We start from the raw sequence: 14,163 nt of genomic DNA on the forward strand, positions 1-14,163 counted from the left end.
GAAGCGAGCGCTATCCAGCAGGCAACGAGCGATGCTGTGGTGACGAGCTGCATCCCCAGGAATGGCGAGTGTGCGGCGGTGCCTAGGACAGCGGCTAATATGTGCGCGTATCTTGGATAGATGCTCATTTCGCCAAGGATCGATGCAGCGTCCCCAGAGACGCCCCAATGCTCCATCAACCAGCGGATGAGGCCATAATGATGTGCTAGATCCGGACTGGCGCTGTACCCATACGGGAATGCCCAAGCGAAAATGCATGCGCCGAGCGCGAGCGTGGCCGCTACCGTGAGCGAACGCCCGCCGCGCACCAAGTGAGAGCCGATGTTGCCTCGTCCGTCATCCATGATCAGGCATCCTGCTTTGACAAATCCGAAAGGCGCTCCGCCATGCGAGTGCCTTCGCGGATGGCATAGTTGGTTCCGCGGTCTTCGGGATAGATCTGGGCCATGGTCGAGATCAGGGCATTTCTATAAGGCGTCTCTTCCGCCGGCACGTATTCCGAGTAGCCGCGCTCAGTGACCGGCTGCGCGTAGTCAGCACGCCAGATACGGAATTCTTTCACCCAGTCCCGACGGAACTTGGGGAACATCCGCTCAAGGTGAGGTAGCGCGTACTGGAGGTACTCGTCGTCGCTCATGGACCAAGTCTCGTCCGAGGTTGCGAGATAGCGGGAGAGGAATACGATATGACGCCCCGCGTAGTGAGAGCTGTCGTCGAGATTCGTGTGCTCGATGACGCCAACAAACGGGAAGCCTGGGTCATTGACGTTGATCCAGTAGGTATCCGACAGGCTGTGCGTCAGTTCCATGACAAGGCAGACGTTGCCGAGGTAGTTGACACGCTCAAGCGAATTGAGCCAAGCCTTTGGCGCATCCTTCAGAATCTTCGCGATGATCTTGAAGGACGGTGTGAACAGGAAACTCTTGGCAGTGACCTCATCGCCGCCCGTTTGCAGCGCGTGGATCCTGTCGCCGGCCGTGATAGTGCCAGTAACCGGTGCGTTGTAGCGGATCTCGCCACCAAGAGACACGATCCGCTCCGCAATCGCTTCTGCGAGGCGGCCAAAACCGCCACGGAAATAGGCAAGCTGTTCGCCGCCCTTCGGATCGCGGGTGCTGCCACGAAGCACGAGCTTCTTCCAGAACCATACCGCGTTGATGTCTTCGGCAAATACAGAGAACTTCGAACGAATGAGCGGCTCCCAGACAAGCTCGAACACCTTCTTTCCACAGAGGGGTTCGAGCCACTCGCGAATGGTCAGATGTTCGATCTCCTTCCAATCCTTCACCTTCCGGACCTGAAAAACCAACCAGCCAAGGCGAATGCGGTCGATGAACGGCAGGGGGCTGAAGCGAAGTACGTCGAGCGGCGTGGACAGCTTCCAGAGGCGGCCGTTGTAATACATGCCCGTCCGAGAGGGCAGCGTCAGGATGAGATCGCTAAGGCCAAGTTCTTCAACGAGCTTCGGGACGTATGCATCGTTGTTGAACCAGTGATGGTAAAACTTCTCGATGCGTACGCCATCGTCGAAATCGAAGGTTCCGGCGAGGCCGCCTGGGGACGAATCCGACTCTAGCACCACGACTTTCTTGCCTGTTTGGGCGAGGCGCAACGCGGCAACGAGACCGGCGAAGCCTGCACCCACGATGGCGGCGTCATAAACAGGGGCGGGGTGGTTCATGTTATATCTCCGGGTGCCTCGAGTGAGGCCTGGTTGCGCGCCGCATTGAACAGGTTGCGATTGAAAATCATGACGGTCGCGCCTGCGATCGTCGTAGGAAGCCACACGCCCAGATGGCACAGGACGGCTAGCGTCATGGCCTGCGTTGACGATCCACCCATCAAATGCGCTGCGGTGAACGCGGCGAGGTGGTAAGGGCCAACATAGCCGGGCGAGGAAGGTACCAGCGTCGCTATCGTGGCCATCGACATAAGCAGCAGGCCTCCAGGCAGGGAGAACGCCATGCCGATACCTTGCATGAGCGCCAGATAGAGGCCGAGTTCGCCCGCCCAGGCTACAAACGATATGGCGAGCGCGGCGAAGACCGTGCGCATGCGCGAGATCGACTGCAGTGCCTCGACGAGGTCGGCGATCGCCCGCACGACAACGACCACTTTCGTCGGTGCCTTCGGCTCGATTCGCCTAGCGAACCACCGAACAAAGCGCACGATGAGACCCGTAAAAAGGATCAAGCCAAGCAAGGCGACACTACCGATCACCGAGAGGACGATGACGATATCCACGACCGAGGCGGGAAGCGCACCCTTCGGAAAGAAGGACGCGGCGACCGCGAGGCACATGAGCAACGTGAGCAGGTCAACCAGTCGCTCAAGAACGAGAGTGGCGGTCGCACCGGTTTTGGTTACGCCCAGGGCAGCCGGAAAAACCAGTGCCCGGACAACGTCTCCCAGGCGAAACGGTAGGACATTGTTCAGTGCGATCGAAGCGAGGAAAGGACTGGCACATGCTACCGTCGTAACCTTTGGACCGCATGCCTCGAGTAGCAGCTTCCAGCGGAAGATACGTGCCGTGTAACCAACCGCGAGGGAAAGCACACCGACGATCAGATACGGCCAGTGAAACGTTGCGAGTGCGCGCCCGACTTCCTCGAACCTAATGTTACGGAATACAAAGTAGAGGCACACGGCGGACAGGGCGCAGCCAATGATCAGGCGAACGATGCCGTTCTTGCCCTTCGTCGGAGCGGTGAGGGGTACGGGCTCATCGAGCATCGTCATACCTTCCAGGGAGCACTGCCGGTATCCCATAGCGCCTGCAGTTCACGCTTGTCGCGCAGCGTGTCGCAGGGCTGCCAGAAGCCGTGGTGCTGGAATGCCATGAGCTGTCCGTCCTTGGCAAGGTTCGCAAGCGGGGCACGCTCGAAGGATGTGTCGTCGCCCTCGATATAGTCCAGCGCCGACGGCTCAAGGACAAAGAAGCCGCCGTTGATCCAACCGATCTCGTCCTGGGGCTTCTCTTCAAAGCTCGCCACGTTTGCGTCTTTTCCCAGGTTGAGGACACCGAAGCGGCCCGGCGGCTGTACTGCAGCAACGGTGGCCAGCTTGCCGTGCTCTCGATGGAACGATACTTCCCGCGAAATGTCGATGTCGGACAGACCGTCGCCATAGGTCAGGCAGAATGTTTCCTCGCCGAGGTACTGGCGAACACGCTTTACCCGGCCGCCGGTCATCGTGTCCTGGCCCGTGTCGATCAACGTGATCGTCCAGTCCTCGGCTTGCGTATCCAGCACCGATGCCTCACCCGTGCGGAGATTGATTTCCAGATCGGCTGTGTGGCGGTAGTAGTTGAAGAAGTACTCCTTGATCACGTAGCCCTTGTAGCCCAAGCAGATCACGAAGTCCTTGATCCCGTGCTTCGAGTAGCTCTTCATGATGTGCCAGAGCAACGGACGACCGCCGACCTCGACCATCGGCTTCGGTTTGTAATCGGACTCTTCCGCGATACGCGTGCCGAGACCGCCTGCAAGGATGACTGCCTTCATGTTTGGGCCACTCAAAGTTTGATTTCGTCGGAATCCAGGTTCAGCGAATCCTGGACGATGGCGATGGGCTCTTTGCGAAGAATTCGGTATATGCGTAGCAAGTACTCTCCCAGTATTCCAAGCAACAACGACTGGAAGCCGATTCCGAAAAGGATGAGGATATGTAGGCTAGCCAGCCCCCGCGGAAAGTCCGGAAAAAGCAACTTGAGCACGAGGTAATACACAGTGCCGAGCGCGGACAGCGATAGGATTACGATCCCGGCCACAGTCGCAAGGCGGAGCGGTACCAGCGAGTGATTGAATACGCCGGTGAGGCCCAGGCGCATCAACTGCGCCACACCGAACTTGCTCGAGCCAGCGACGCGTGCTGATCGGTCATAGGTTACGCCGATCTGACGAAAACCCATGCCAGCGATGAGGCCGCGAAGATATGGCTCGGCCGAACGTTGCTTCTCAAGCGCCTGGATGACTTTTCGGTCGACCAGCCGGAAATCGCCGGCATTGCGTGGGATGGGGTGTTCGCTGATTCGGTCGATGATCCAGTAACCCAGCTTTCGGAACGAATGGATGAACGTGCCTTCCGGGCGCGACCTGCGCACGCCGTACACGACGTGATAGCCCTGCTTCCAGAGTGCAAGGAACTCCTTCAATAGCTCGGGTGGATCCTGCAGGTCGGCGTCGATCTGAAGGACCGCATCGCCGCGGGTATGCAGGTAGTTCGCCATGATGGAGCGCTGGAATCCGAAATTCTTCGAAAACCGGATGGCCCTGACGCGCTCATCTTCTGCCGCCAGGGCTTCGAGCATGCACCATGTCGCATCAGTCGAGCTGTTGTCGCTAAAGACGAACTCCAGGCGGCATTCGTCAGCCACCGAGGCGGAGAGTGCGTCGAGCCGGCTATACAGCGCCGCGATGTTCCCTTCCTCGTTATAAACCGGAATAGCTATCGATATCAGCGGTAGTGAGGTCATGGCATTCCAGCGCGTTTGACTAGATGAGAATCACGGAGCGTTTCAGCGATGCCCTCGATAACGGACAATCGCGGCCGCCATTCCGTGTGCGACTCGAGGGCAGATGGATCACCAACGACCTGGGGTTGGTCATCCGGGCGCATGGGTATCATGCCGAAGCGAAGAAGCGAGGGATCCGCGTTCATGGCATTCGCTACACCCAGTGCAAAGGTGCGTACGCTCGTGCCTTCGCCGGTACACACGTTGTAATGGCCGGTTGGAAGAGTGTCGTTCATCACCCCGAAAAGGGCTGCCATGAGGGCCGAGCAAGCGTCGTCGACGTGGACAAAGTCGCGTACCTGATGGCCCTGGGAAAGGGGAACGTCTTTACCTTGGAGAAGTGACTTGAAGAGAGCCGGAAGCAGGCGATGTTGAGCTTCACCGGGACCGTAAACGTTGAACAGGCGTAGGTTTGCGCAGGGCAACCCCAACGCTGCGCCGGTCGCGAGTGCCATGAGCGCGCCTGCGGCCTTCGTCGCTCCGTATACCTTCGTCGCCTCGAGCGGAGCGTCTTCCCGGATGCGGTCGCCGTCGAAACGGGCATATTCCGAATTACTCCCGGACATGACGAAGCCCCTAGCTCCCAAAGCGTGTGCCAACTCCACGAGTTCACCCGGCAGCATCCCGTTGATCGTGCGTAGATTGCCGACATCTCGATCACCGGGACTCACGCCCGCTGCGGCTAGGTGGACGACTGCATCGATCGGCGTTTCTCCGACTGCCTCGCGCACCTGTTCCGCAGCAAGCCGTGAGACGACACGGTGGTCGGTGGTCGTCTCATGGCCGTTGCGTAGCGCGCCGCGCCCGACTGAAATCGCGTCAATATTTGCGATCGCGAGATGCGCAAGGAACCTGCTTCCGATAAATCCGGATCCGCCGGTCAGTAGGATGCGAGTCATGCAGGGTGGTGTTTACGTTCAAGCAACGTGTCGCGCCAGGCCGAAATCTGAGCCGCTGTAATCACGGCCGCTCCTTGCTCGCCCACGTAGAAGTCGCGATACCAGGCAGCGGTGCGCTCGATGGTCTCCTCGACGTCCCAAGCGGGGCTCCAGCCAAGCACGTCACGCGCAAGGGTGCTATCGAGCGCCAGAAGCTGGGCCTCCTTTACAGGGTTATCCAGATACTCGAGATTCGGTCGGGTCCAGGTTTTCGAGAGGCTCTCCAAGACGGCGCGCACAGTCAACGCGCGCCCGTCGGCGGGCCCCAGATTCCAACTGCGAGCCGCGGCTTTGGGAGATTCCATGAGCTTCGCTGCAAGCATGAGGTAGCCCTGTACAAGGGCAAGAACGTGTTGCCAGGGACGCGTTGCGTCGGGATAGCGCAGAGTAAGCGCCGATCCGCTCGCGACGGCTCTCACGAAGTCAGGAACGAGTCGGTCCTCCGACCAGTCGCCCCCGCCGATGATATTGCCGCCCCGTGCAGTGGCGACCGGGAGCGCATGACCGTCGGCCGTCTGGAAAGCGTACTGATAACTCTGAATCACCATTTCAGTGGCGGATTTGGATGCGCTGTACGGATCCTTCCCGCCGAGAGAATCGTTCTCGCGATAGGGCCACGGCCATTCCTTGTTCTCGTAGACCTTGTCTGTCGTCACGCAGACGATGGCTTCGAGACCGGGAACACTACGGGCGGCTTCGAGTACGTTAAGCGTGCCCATGACGTTTGTATTAAACGTCTCAAAGGGTTCGCGATAGCTACGGCGGACTAGTGGCTGCGCAGCCAGGTGAATGATCACCTGTGGGGCGAACGCAAGAATGGCCTTGTTCAGGGCCTCGCGATCACAGATATCGCCAATGATTGACCGCATACTCCCCTGGAGGGCCAGTTCTTCCCACAGGCTCGGAGACGTTTCGGGGGCGAGTGAGAAACCGCAGATGTCAACACCGATCTGTGCCAGCCACGAGCACGCCCAGCTCCCAGTGAAACCCGTGTGGCCGGTCACGAAAACCCGCTTGCCACGGAGTGCAGCCTCAAAGGCAAGAAGTTCGGTAGCTCGCATCGTTACACGTATCCTTGTCAAGCCGTGAATTCGGAATGCCTGTCTCGTTCCGAAGGCGTCAATGGCATTGTAAGTCCGGGACAAGCGAGACGCTTGAGCGTCCTGCTTGTCCCGCTTCCCTCGGCATCGGCTGCCGTCACTGGCCGATAGCGGCTTCCAGTTCAGGCAGGATCTTGAACAGATCCCCCACCAGGCCGATATCCGCAATCTCAAAGATCGGCGCCTCGCCATCCTTGTTGATCGCGACGATCGTGCCGGCATCCTTGATACCCGTCAGATGCTGGATCGCACCCGAGATGCCGATAGCCATGTACAACTCCGGCGCGATGATCTTGCCGGTCTGGCCGACCTGCATCTCGTTCGGGCAGTAACCGGCGTCCACCGCCGCGCGCGATGCACCCACGGCGGCACCGATCTTGTCGGCGAACGTGTAGATGATCTCGAAGTTTTCCTTCGAGCCCACGCCGCGGCCGCCGCTGACGACCTTGGCCGCACCCTGCAGGTCCGGGCGGTCGCTCTTGCCCTGCTGCAGGTTCACGAAGCGCGTGTGCGAGGGCAGGGCGGCATCGACGGTCAGCGCTTCGACCGGCGCATTGCCGTTAGAAGCGGCCGCAGGCCATGAGGCCGTGCGGATCGTGGCGACGACGGTCGAGGCCGCGTCCACTTCCACCGTGACGATGGCGTTACCGGCATAGATCGGGCGCTTGAAGCTGTGCGCGCCTTCGACGCTCATCACGTCGCTCACCTGGGACACACCGAGCAGGGCGGCCACGCGCGGGGCGAGGTCCTTGCCGAAGGTGGTGGAGGGGGCGAAGACGTGCGAGTAGCCGGCCGCGGCCTTGGCGATCTGCGGCGCGAGGATGGCAGCGAGAGTATGCGCGTTTTCGGCACGCGCCACGGTAAGCACCTTGCTGACGCCGTCGATCTTCGCGGCTTCGGCGGCGACGGTGTCGGGGGCGTCGGACAGGACGATGACGTCGATGGATTCCGGCTTGGCGGCAACGGCGGCACTGACGGCACGAGCCGTGGCGCCATTGAGTTTGCCGTCGAGGTGTTCGGCGATAACGAGGATCTTGGACATGTCGATTCTCCGGTCGGCTGCTTTACAGCAGGCCCTTCTGCTTGAGGGCCGCGACGAGCTCGGCGGCGTCCTTCACCATCACGCCCTTCGTGCGCTTGGCCGGGGCGGCATAGTGCGTGGTCTTGATGTGGTCCGCGGCATCGATGCCCAGCGAGCCCAGCTCGATCACGTCGATGGGCTTGGCCTTGGCCTTCATGATGTCCGGCAGCTTGATGAAGCGCGGCTCGTTCAGGCGCAGGTCGGTCGTGATAACCGCGGGGAGGTCCGCTTCGATCGTCTCCAGGCCGGCATCCACTTCGCGGGTGACCGTGGCCTTGCCGTCGGCAATCTCGACCTTGCTGGCGAAGGTGGCCTGGGGGCGGTCCCACAGGGCCGCCAGCATCTGGCCGGTCTGGTTGGCGTCGTCGTCGATGGCCTGCTTGCCAAGAATCACCAGACCAGGCTGCTCTTTCTCAATCAGCTTGAGAAAGGTGCGGGCGGCGGTCAGCGGCGAGACGGCATCGGCGGTCTGGACGTGAATGGCGCGGTTGGCGCCCATGGCCAGGCCGTTGCGCAGGTGGGCCGTGAGGTCCGCCGGGCCGATACCGACCACGATCACTTCCTCGGCCACGCCCTTCTCACGCAGGCGCAGGGCCTCTTCGAGGGCGATATCGTCGAACGGGTTGGCGGAGAGCTTGACGCCGTCCGTTACCACCCCGGTGCCGTCAGGCTTCACCTGGATGCGGACGTTATAGTCCACGACGCGCTTATAACCGACCAGAATCTTCATTTAGGGCCCTTTGGCAGACGTTCGGGCCGAGGCCCGGCGACAGATGGACGAGGTGACCCAGGATTATAACGCGGTGGCGGCATGCGGCATCGTGCGTCGCAATAGCACCTGACTGCCTGGCGCCTGGCGCCGGCTCTACTTGACGTGGTTGTCGTGATGTTCCAGGTGCTGCAGCCGGACATCCACCCGTTCCAGGAGTTTCCTGTTCGTCGCAATAAGGTCGCCGATCAGGCCCATCATGAACAGGATGAGCCCGACCAGGATGCACAGCGCGCTGAAAATCACCGACTGGATGTGGCCCTCGCCGGAGCCGCTGATGTAGTAGTACAGGAACCTCACGCCCGCGACGAACCCGGCGAAGCCAAAAACGCCGCCGAGCCACGCAAAGAACGCGAGGGGACGGTAGATGATGAACATGCGCAGGATCGTAAGCAGCGATCGCTTGACGTAAATGTAGATGCTTCTGACCAGGCGCGACGGGCGCAGATCGGGATTTGTTCTGATCGGCACCGAGACCACGCGCATGTTGCTCTGGCCCGCCTGAATGATGGTTTCAAGCGTGTATGTGTAAGCGTTGAAAACATTCAGGCGCATCGCCGCTTCCCGCGAGATCGCACGGAAGCCGCTCGGTGCGTCGGCGACATCCGTGCGGCTGGCGACACGAACAGCCCAACTGCCAACCCGTTGCAGTCGCTTCTTGATCCAGGAGAAATGTTCGGTCTCCCCTATGGGGCGAGCACCGATCACGATCTCCGCGTTACCAGCGATAATTGGAGCGGTCAGGCACGGAATATCCGCTCCGTTGTATTGGTTGTCCGCGTCGGTATTGACGATCACATCCGCCCCAAGCCGCAGGCACGCGTCGAGGCCAGTCATGAACGCCTCGGCCAGCCCCTTGTTTACGGAGTGGCGAACCACGTGGTCCACGCCATTCGCGATGGCGATCTGCGCCGTATCGTCGCTTGAACCATCGTCGATGACGAGCCACTCGACAGAATCAAAACCCCGCACTTCCCGCGGCAGATCAGCGAGCGCGATCGCCAGAGTCTGGGCCTCGTTGAGGCACGGAATCTGAATTATCAGCTTCATAACGGCCCCTGGTATCGGTCGGCTGTCATCGTTCCCTCCATGGCGAGCCATTCGTAAATCCCGCACTTAAAAGCGTTACAGGGGCTCAAACATATAATATATTTCATTTTTATGTCAGTGATGACGGAGATCGCCGGTGCCTACGTCACGCAGGAAAGTCCGTCGTCGGCCGATTTTTTTTGCGATCTTCACGCAGACTTTCCGTAAGACAACGCCTCGCGGTCGCATGCGTTGACGAAAGCAGTGGCTGCGCCGCTCAGGGCACAATGAGCGTCGACTTGGTTCTTCTGGCTATGGGAAAGCCTTTTGCCGCAGGCCTCACTGAGAAATATCTCAACACGGAATCTTTGCCCGATGCACCAGCGTGTCCTTTTCATTACTCGCAAATGGGCACCTGCCGTCGGTGGTATGGAGACGTACTCGATCAAGCTGACCGAGGCACTCGCGGCACGCACAGTCCTTGAAGTAAAGACGTTGGCCGGTCGCGCGGATGGAACTCCGCCCGGCATGATTTCACTTGCGATGTTCCTCGTGAAATCCGTGGGGCTGCTCATGCGGCGAAAAGTAGACGTGGTTCACATTGGTGACCTTGTTCTGTGGCCGCTGGCGCTGATCGCGCGGTGGGCGAAGTCCGCACCACGGGTCGCCATGACAGCGTATGGCCTCGACCTGATTTACGGCCGAAGGCGGGGTGCGCTGCCATGGATATACCGTCGGTATCTGAAGCTTGGCGTTAGACTGACCCGTCGCTCTGCACGCGTCATCGCGATTTCGCGGGCCACTGCCGCGTTGTGTCGAGAAGCCGGTTTCAGCGACGTCATCGTCGTGACGCTTGGCGTGGATGCACCGTCGCCACTGCCGGCGGCGGTGGAGGCGCCCGCGTCCCGTCCGTTCGTGCTCTTCGTCGGACGATTGGTGCGACGTAAGGGCGCTGCATGGTTCGCGCGCGAAGTTCTGCCGCTGTTGCCGCCGCCTCTGCGACTTGTCGTTGTCGGTAAATGCTGGGACGTTCGGGAAATGGAAGCACTGCAGGGGTCGGAGAGAATTGAGTACCGTGATTTCGTATCGGATGATGCGCTGCATGCTCTCCGGCGCGAGGCGACGGTCATCGTCATGCCCAACATTCCTTCCGATGGGTTGGACGCCGAAGGCTTCGGCCTGACTGCTCTGGAAGCCGCGGCCGATGGCGGCGTGCTGCTCGCCAGCGGCATCGAAGGCATCGTGGACGCTGTCGTGGATGGGGAGACCGGCTTTTTGCTGCCGGCAGGAGACGCCGTCACCTGGGCAGCAAAAATCCGTGAGATCGAACGATGGACGAGCGCGGAGCGACGCGCATTCATCGGACGGGCGCAACACGTCGTTTCCATGAAATTTTCGTGGGCGGCGGTCGCCGAGCAAACGATCGATGCTTATCGGATGGGCGAATGAAGGACGCAAGCCGCTCCCTCGTGAAGAGAGTACTCGGCTGGCTGGTCGGCGCTACGGCGATGGGCTTCTTCATCCAACGCGTTGTTGTACATGCCGGCCACATGCCGCACGTCGCGTGGGACGCCAGTACGGTAGCGGTCGGTATCGCCTCTACCGTCTTCGCGGCCTTCGCCATCGTACTGTCGGGGGTCATCTGGCAGGTGCTGCTCCGCGATCAGGCGATTCGCTTTCCATGGGAGCGCGTCCTCAGCCTGTACCTGGTCGCTCAGTTCGGGAAGTACCTGCCCGGCAACGTCGGACAGTATGTAGGACGCGTTGTGCTGGGCAGGGATATGGGCATTCCGGTTCCTGTGACATTGGCGACAATGGTGACGGAGGCCCTATGGGGCGCCGGCACGGCACTAGGTTTGGCCGCGCTGTCGCTTTGTCTCTTCTTTGATGCTGGTCTTTCGTTCCTCCCACCATGGGCAAATGCGACCGGGCTCATGATCTGCTTCCTAGGGCTGCTTGCCTCGCCCTGGCTGAGCATTACGTTGGCCAAGCGTTTCGTGCCAGGTCTTGTCGTGAGAGTGTTCGGTGAGAACGGTATCAGCCCGCCCGGCTGGCTGGCGGCGCTTCAGGTCTCGTTCCTCTACGTGGCGTGCTCGCTGTGCATGGGCGGCGTGCTGCAATGGCAGTCGCATTATCTGTTTGGTGCCCCGCCGGCGCCGTTGCTCCAGGTCAGCGGGTTCTTCGCGCTCGCGTGGCTGGCTGGGTTCGCGTTACCTGGCGCCCCCGCTGGCATCGGCGTTCGCGAGTCCATAATGGTCCTCCTTTTCACGCCGATCGTTGGCGAAGGAACGGCACTCGCCCTAAGCGTCACATGCCGGCTTGCGACAACGCTGGCCGACGTCCTTGCGTTCGTGATTGGCTGGGTATGGCGGTCTGCACAGTCACGATCGCCGCAGCCTCCGCAGGAAATAAGCCAATGAGGAACGTCATCGCCCGTCACGCTATCGCCGTGACGGTCTTGTCTATCGCAGGTTTGCTCTGGACGCTGTTCGTTAACGGTGCCGTTCCCTTCATTGCGACACCCACGCTCGGGCAGGCCGCCTCGATGATGGGCTACGCGCAGGCGTTTGCGAATCAACATTGGTACTCGGTCTACGGGCACGCCTTCGGTTATCCAGTCCCAGCGGCCCTGGCGACGGGTTTGCCGTTGGCATGGGCTGCCGCTTGGCCGATCCGGTTCGGCACAGGAGCCGCTGATGCGTACTCGCTTGCAGTGGCCTTATGGCTCACGGTGGGATACGCCGGCGCGTACCGGTTGACCCGTATGCTCGGTGCTCGTGAGTGCATCGCCGTGCTCTCGGCGACTGTGTGGATGAGCCTGCCCATGGTTTGGGCACACCAGGGGTACTCTTCGCTGGGGCTCGGTCTGGGGATGCTTCCTTTGTACGTGTCGAGCTCCCTGGCCATCCTGGATGCCGGCGCTCTTCCTTTGCTCGCGCGCTCGCGCCGCGTCGCCTGGTTCATCGCACTGTGCACCGTTGCGATCTTCATGGATGGCTACAGTTTCATGATGTTTGTGACCGCAGCCTCGGTCCTCTTCGTGTTCCGCACGATGACGAACGATGGCAGCCGAGCAAGACTTGTCGGGTTTGCGGCTCCGGTGTACGCGGCAGGCTTCATTGCCGCATTTCTCGTCTACACCCGCTATGTCGGCCGTACCGGCTTCGAGCCTTCACCGTTGGATTTCTTCCGTGGCTGGTCGCTCGATCTGGCCTTCGCCGCGATGCCGACGAGCGGTGAGTTCTGGCTCTGGGATCTGCTGGGCTGGGCACGGGCTCGCAGCGAGGCACTCTATTTTGGCGATGCCTCGGTATGGACCACCACATTTGCCCTGCCGCTTGCAGCGGCGGGCCTCTATTGCATGATTTCCATGCGCGCGCGCCCTCCTCGTACGTGGGCCATGTTGGCGATCGCGTTGTTCGGTCTTTACATGGCGCTCGGTCCGACGATCAAGATCGACAGCGTCAAGCCCGACGGCATGGCTGGTCCGCTGATGTCGGCTCATCAGGGCCTTATGCCTACGGGCAGCGCGATTCTTTCAGAGCACGTTCCGGGACTGAAGAGCATGCGAGCCCCGTATCGGTGGGAGGCTCTGTTCCTTCTTGGGATGTGGGGGCTTGTCGCCATGAAGGCCGCAAGCTCGACATGCCCGCGTGCGTGGCAATGGGGTGCGCTGTATCTGTTGCTGATCGCCATGGGCGCGCCCCATCCGCTCGCGCTATGGGGCGATTACAAGGCATTCCACCGGGATTTCTCGACGATCGACCGCGACGTCGTCCTGCCACTCGCCGCCCGCGTGGCGCCGGGTTCACGGGTCTTCTTCGTGCCCTACACCAATGATGTCATGGCAAATTATCTCAGCCCCAAGCTGCGTGTCGTGTCTTACAACATCGGCGGCGACAAACAGATCGAGATTGCCCGCGGTGCGTGGCCAACCGGGCTGCGTCAGTTTGACATGAATCGCTTTGACGCCACCGATGTTCCGAGAATACGTAGCGCCCTGCTTGAGGGCGATGTCGATGTCGTGATCGTTCCATATTTCAACAGCCTTTGGGCCGCACACATGTGGCCGTGCGTGGCGGAAGCTCGGGGCTTCTCGAAGTTCACACTAGACATCTATCGGCGCGCCGATTTCCTCTGTCCCGATCAGATCCGGGCCAAGGACGCCGCGACTGTCGCCGCCTTGAGTGGTGACGAATTTCTCGATGTCGATTCTCAGCCGCTATTTGCCCTGATTACCCTTAAGCGGAAATATTCCGATGCGGCGGGCCGGGAAAGGGCGAGGTTACGCATCTTGTCCGACGTAACGTTCCCGATCGACATCGTGCGTGACGAGAAGGCGGCGGGACTGGTTCTCGGTGAGGGTTGGTATCCCCCGGAGCCTTTCAACCGCTGGTCACAGGCCAAATCGGTGCTGACTTTGCCCGTACCGCCCTCCTGCGTCGAGAACGGATGTAAGGCTGTATTCCGCTTCGCTGCATTCTCCGCGTCGGCCCCTCGACCTGTCACCGTGCTGTTGAGCATGGCAAATCGGCCTGCGGTCGCATCTTCCGCCACGATGGTCGACGAGGGCGAGCACGAGTTGGCGCTCGTCATTCCGAAAGGCGAGCGCGTCGTCACGGTGAATGTCGCTGTGCCTGCGGCGACCTCTCCCTCCGCGCTGGGAGTCAGTGTCGACGCGCGTGTTCTAGGCATTTCGCTGAAACGAATCGACTTTCAGCCATGACGCGTTC

The 14,163-nt window shown here is 60.7% G+C and carries 12 protein-coding genes; 3 read left to right on the forward strand and 9 right to left on the reverse strand.

The window, feature by feature from the left end; genetic code table 11:
* Positions 1-346: 346 nt before the first annotated feature.
* The 9 genes from VM621_RS02825 to VM621_RS02865 form a co-directional block, all read right to left on the reverse strand.
* Complete coding sequence (locus VM621_RS02825) at positions 347-1,681, reverse strand: NAD(P)/FAD-dependent oxidoreductase (RefSeq protein WP_325467474.1); 1,335 nt, start codon at positions 1,679-1,681, stop codon at positions 347-349.
* The gene (locus VM621_RS02830; RefSeq protein ID WP_325467475.1) at positions 1,678-2,733 is read right to left on the reverse strand and encodes a lysylphosphatidylglycerol synthase transmembrane domain-containing protein; all 1,056 of its coding nucleotides are present in this window, start codon (positions 2,731-2,733) and stop codon (positions 1,678-1,680) included. Before VM621_RS02830 ends, VM621_RS02825 begins: the two co-directional genes overlap by 4 nt.
* Positions 2,734-2,735: 2 nt before the next feature.
* Positions 2,736-3,503 carry a glucose-1-phosphate cytidylyltransferase gene (gene rfbF, locus VM621_RS02835; RefSeq protein WP_325467476.1) on the reverse strand — a complete coding sequence of 256 codons (768 nt, stop codon included), beginning with the start codon at positions 3,501-3,503 and terminating at the stop codon, positions 2,736-2,738.
* A gap of 11 nt (positions 3,504-3,514) precedes the next feature.
* Complete coding sequence (locus VM621_RS02840) at positions 3,515-4,474, reverse strand: glycosyltransferase family 2 protein (RefSeq protein WP_325467477.1); 960 nt, start codon at positions 4,472-4,474, stop codon at positions 3,515-3,517.
* The gene (locus VM621_RS02845; RefSeq protein ID WP_325467478.1) at positions 4,471-5,412 is read right to left on the reverse strand and encodes an NAD(P)-dependent oxidoreductase; all 942 of its coding nucleotides are present in this window, start codon (positions 5,410-5,412) and stop codon (positions 4,471-4,473) included. The genes VM621_RS02840 and VM621_RS02845 overlap by 4 nt, the downstream gene beginning before the upstream one ends.
* The gene (gene rfbG / locus VM621_RS02850; RefSeq protein ID WP_325467479.1) at positions 5,409-6,512 is read right to left on the reverse strand and encodes a CDP-glucose 4,6-dehydratase; all 1,104 of its coding nucleotides are present in this window, start codon (positions 6,510-6,512) and stop codon (positions 5,409-5,411) included. The genes VM621_RS02845 and rfbG overlap by 4 nt, the downstream gene beginning before the upstream one ends.
* A gap of 136 nt (positions 6,513-6,648) precedes the next feature.
* The gene (locus VM621_RS02855; protein WP_325467480.1) at positions 6,649-7,593 is read right to left on the reverse strand and encodes an electron transfer flavoprotein subunit alpha/FixB family protein; all 945 of its coding nucleotides are present in this window, start codon (positions 7,591-7,593) and stop codon (positions 6,649-6,651) included.
* Positions 7,594-7,615: 22 nt separating this feature from the next.
* Positions 7,616-8,362 (reverse strand): electron transfer flavoprotein subunit beta/FixA family protein, encoded by a 747-nt coding sequence (locus VM621_RS02860; protein ID WP_107912800.1) that lies wholly within the window; start codon positions 8,360-8,362, stop codon positions 7,616-7,618.
* A gap of 135 nt (positions 8,363-8,497) precedes the next feature.
* Positions 8,498-9,451 (reverse strand): glycosyltransferase family 2 protein, encoded by a 954-nt coding sequence (locus VM621_RS02865; RefSeq protein WP_325467481.1) that lies wholly within the window; start codon positions 9,449-9,451, stop codon positions 8,498-8,500.
* Between the two features lie 354 nt (positions 9,452-9,805).
* On the opposite strand from VM621_RS02865, the gene VM621_RS02870 reads away from it, so the two are divergent.
* Genes VM621_RS02870 through VM621_RS02880 form a run of 3 tightly spaced genes read left to right on the forward strand, consistent with a single transcriptional unit; the run spans position 9,806 to position 14,156 of the window.
* On the forward strand, positions 9,806-10,879 hold the full coding sequence (locus tag VM621_RS02870; protein WP_325467482.1) for a glycosyltransferase family 4 protein: 1,074 nt from the start codon (positions 9,806-9,808) through the stop codon (positions 10,877-10,879).
* Positions 10,876-11,850 (forward strand): lysylphosphatidylglycerol synthase transmembrane domain-containing protein, encoded by a 975-nt coding sequence (locus tag VM621_RS02875; protein WP_325467483.1) that lies wholly within the window; start codon positions 10,876-10,878, stop codon positions 11,848-11,850. Before VM621_RS02870 ends, VM621_RS02875 begins: the two co-directional genes overlap by 4 nt.
* Positions 11,847-14,156, forward strand: coding sequence for a hypothetical protein (locus tag VM621_RS02880; RefSeq protein ID WP_325467484.1), 2,310 nt, complete (start codon positions 11,847-11,849; stop codon positions 14,154-14,156). Before VM621_RS02875 ends, VM621_RS02880 begins: the two co-directional genes overlap by 4 nt.
* The last annotated feature ends 7 nt before the right edge of the window (positions 14,157-14,163 follow it).

Source organism: Luteibacter sp., from assembly GCF_035539195.1.
GTDB lineage: Bacteria > Pseudomonadota > Gammaproteobacteria > Xanthomonadales > Rhodanobacteraceae > Luteibacter.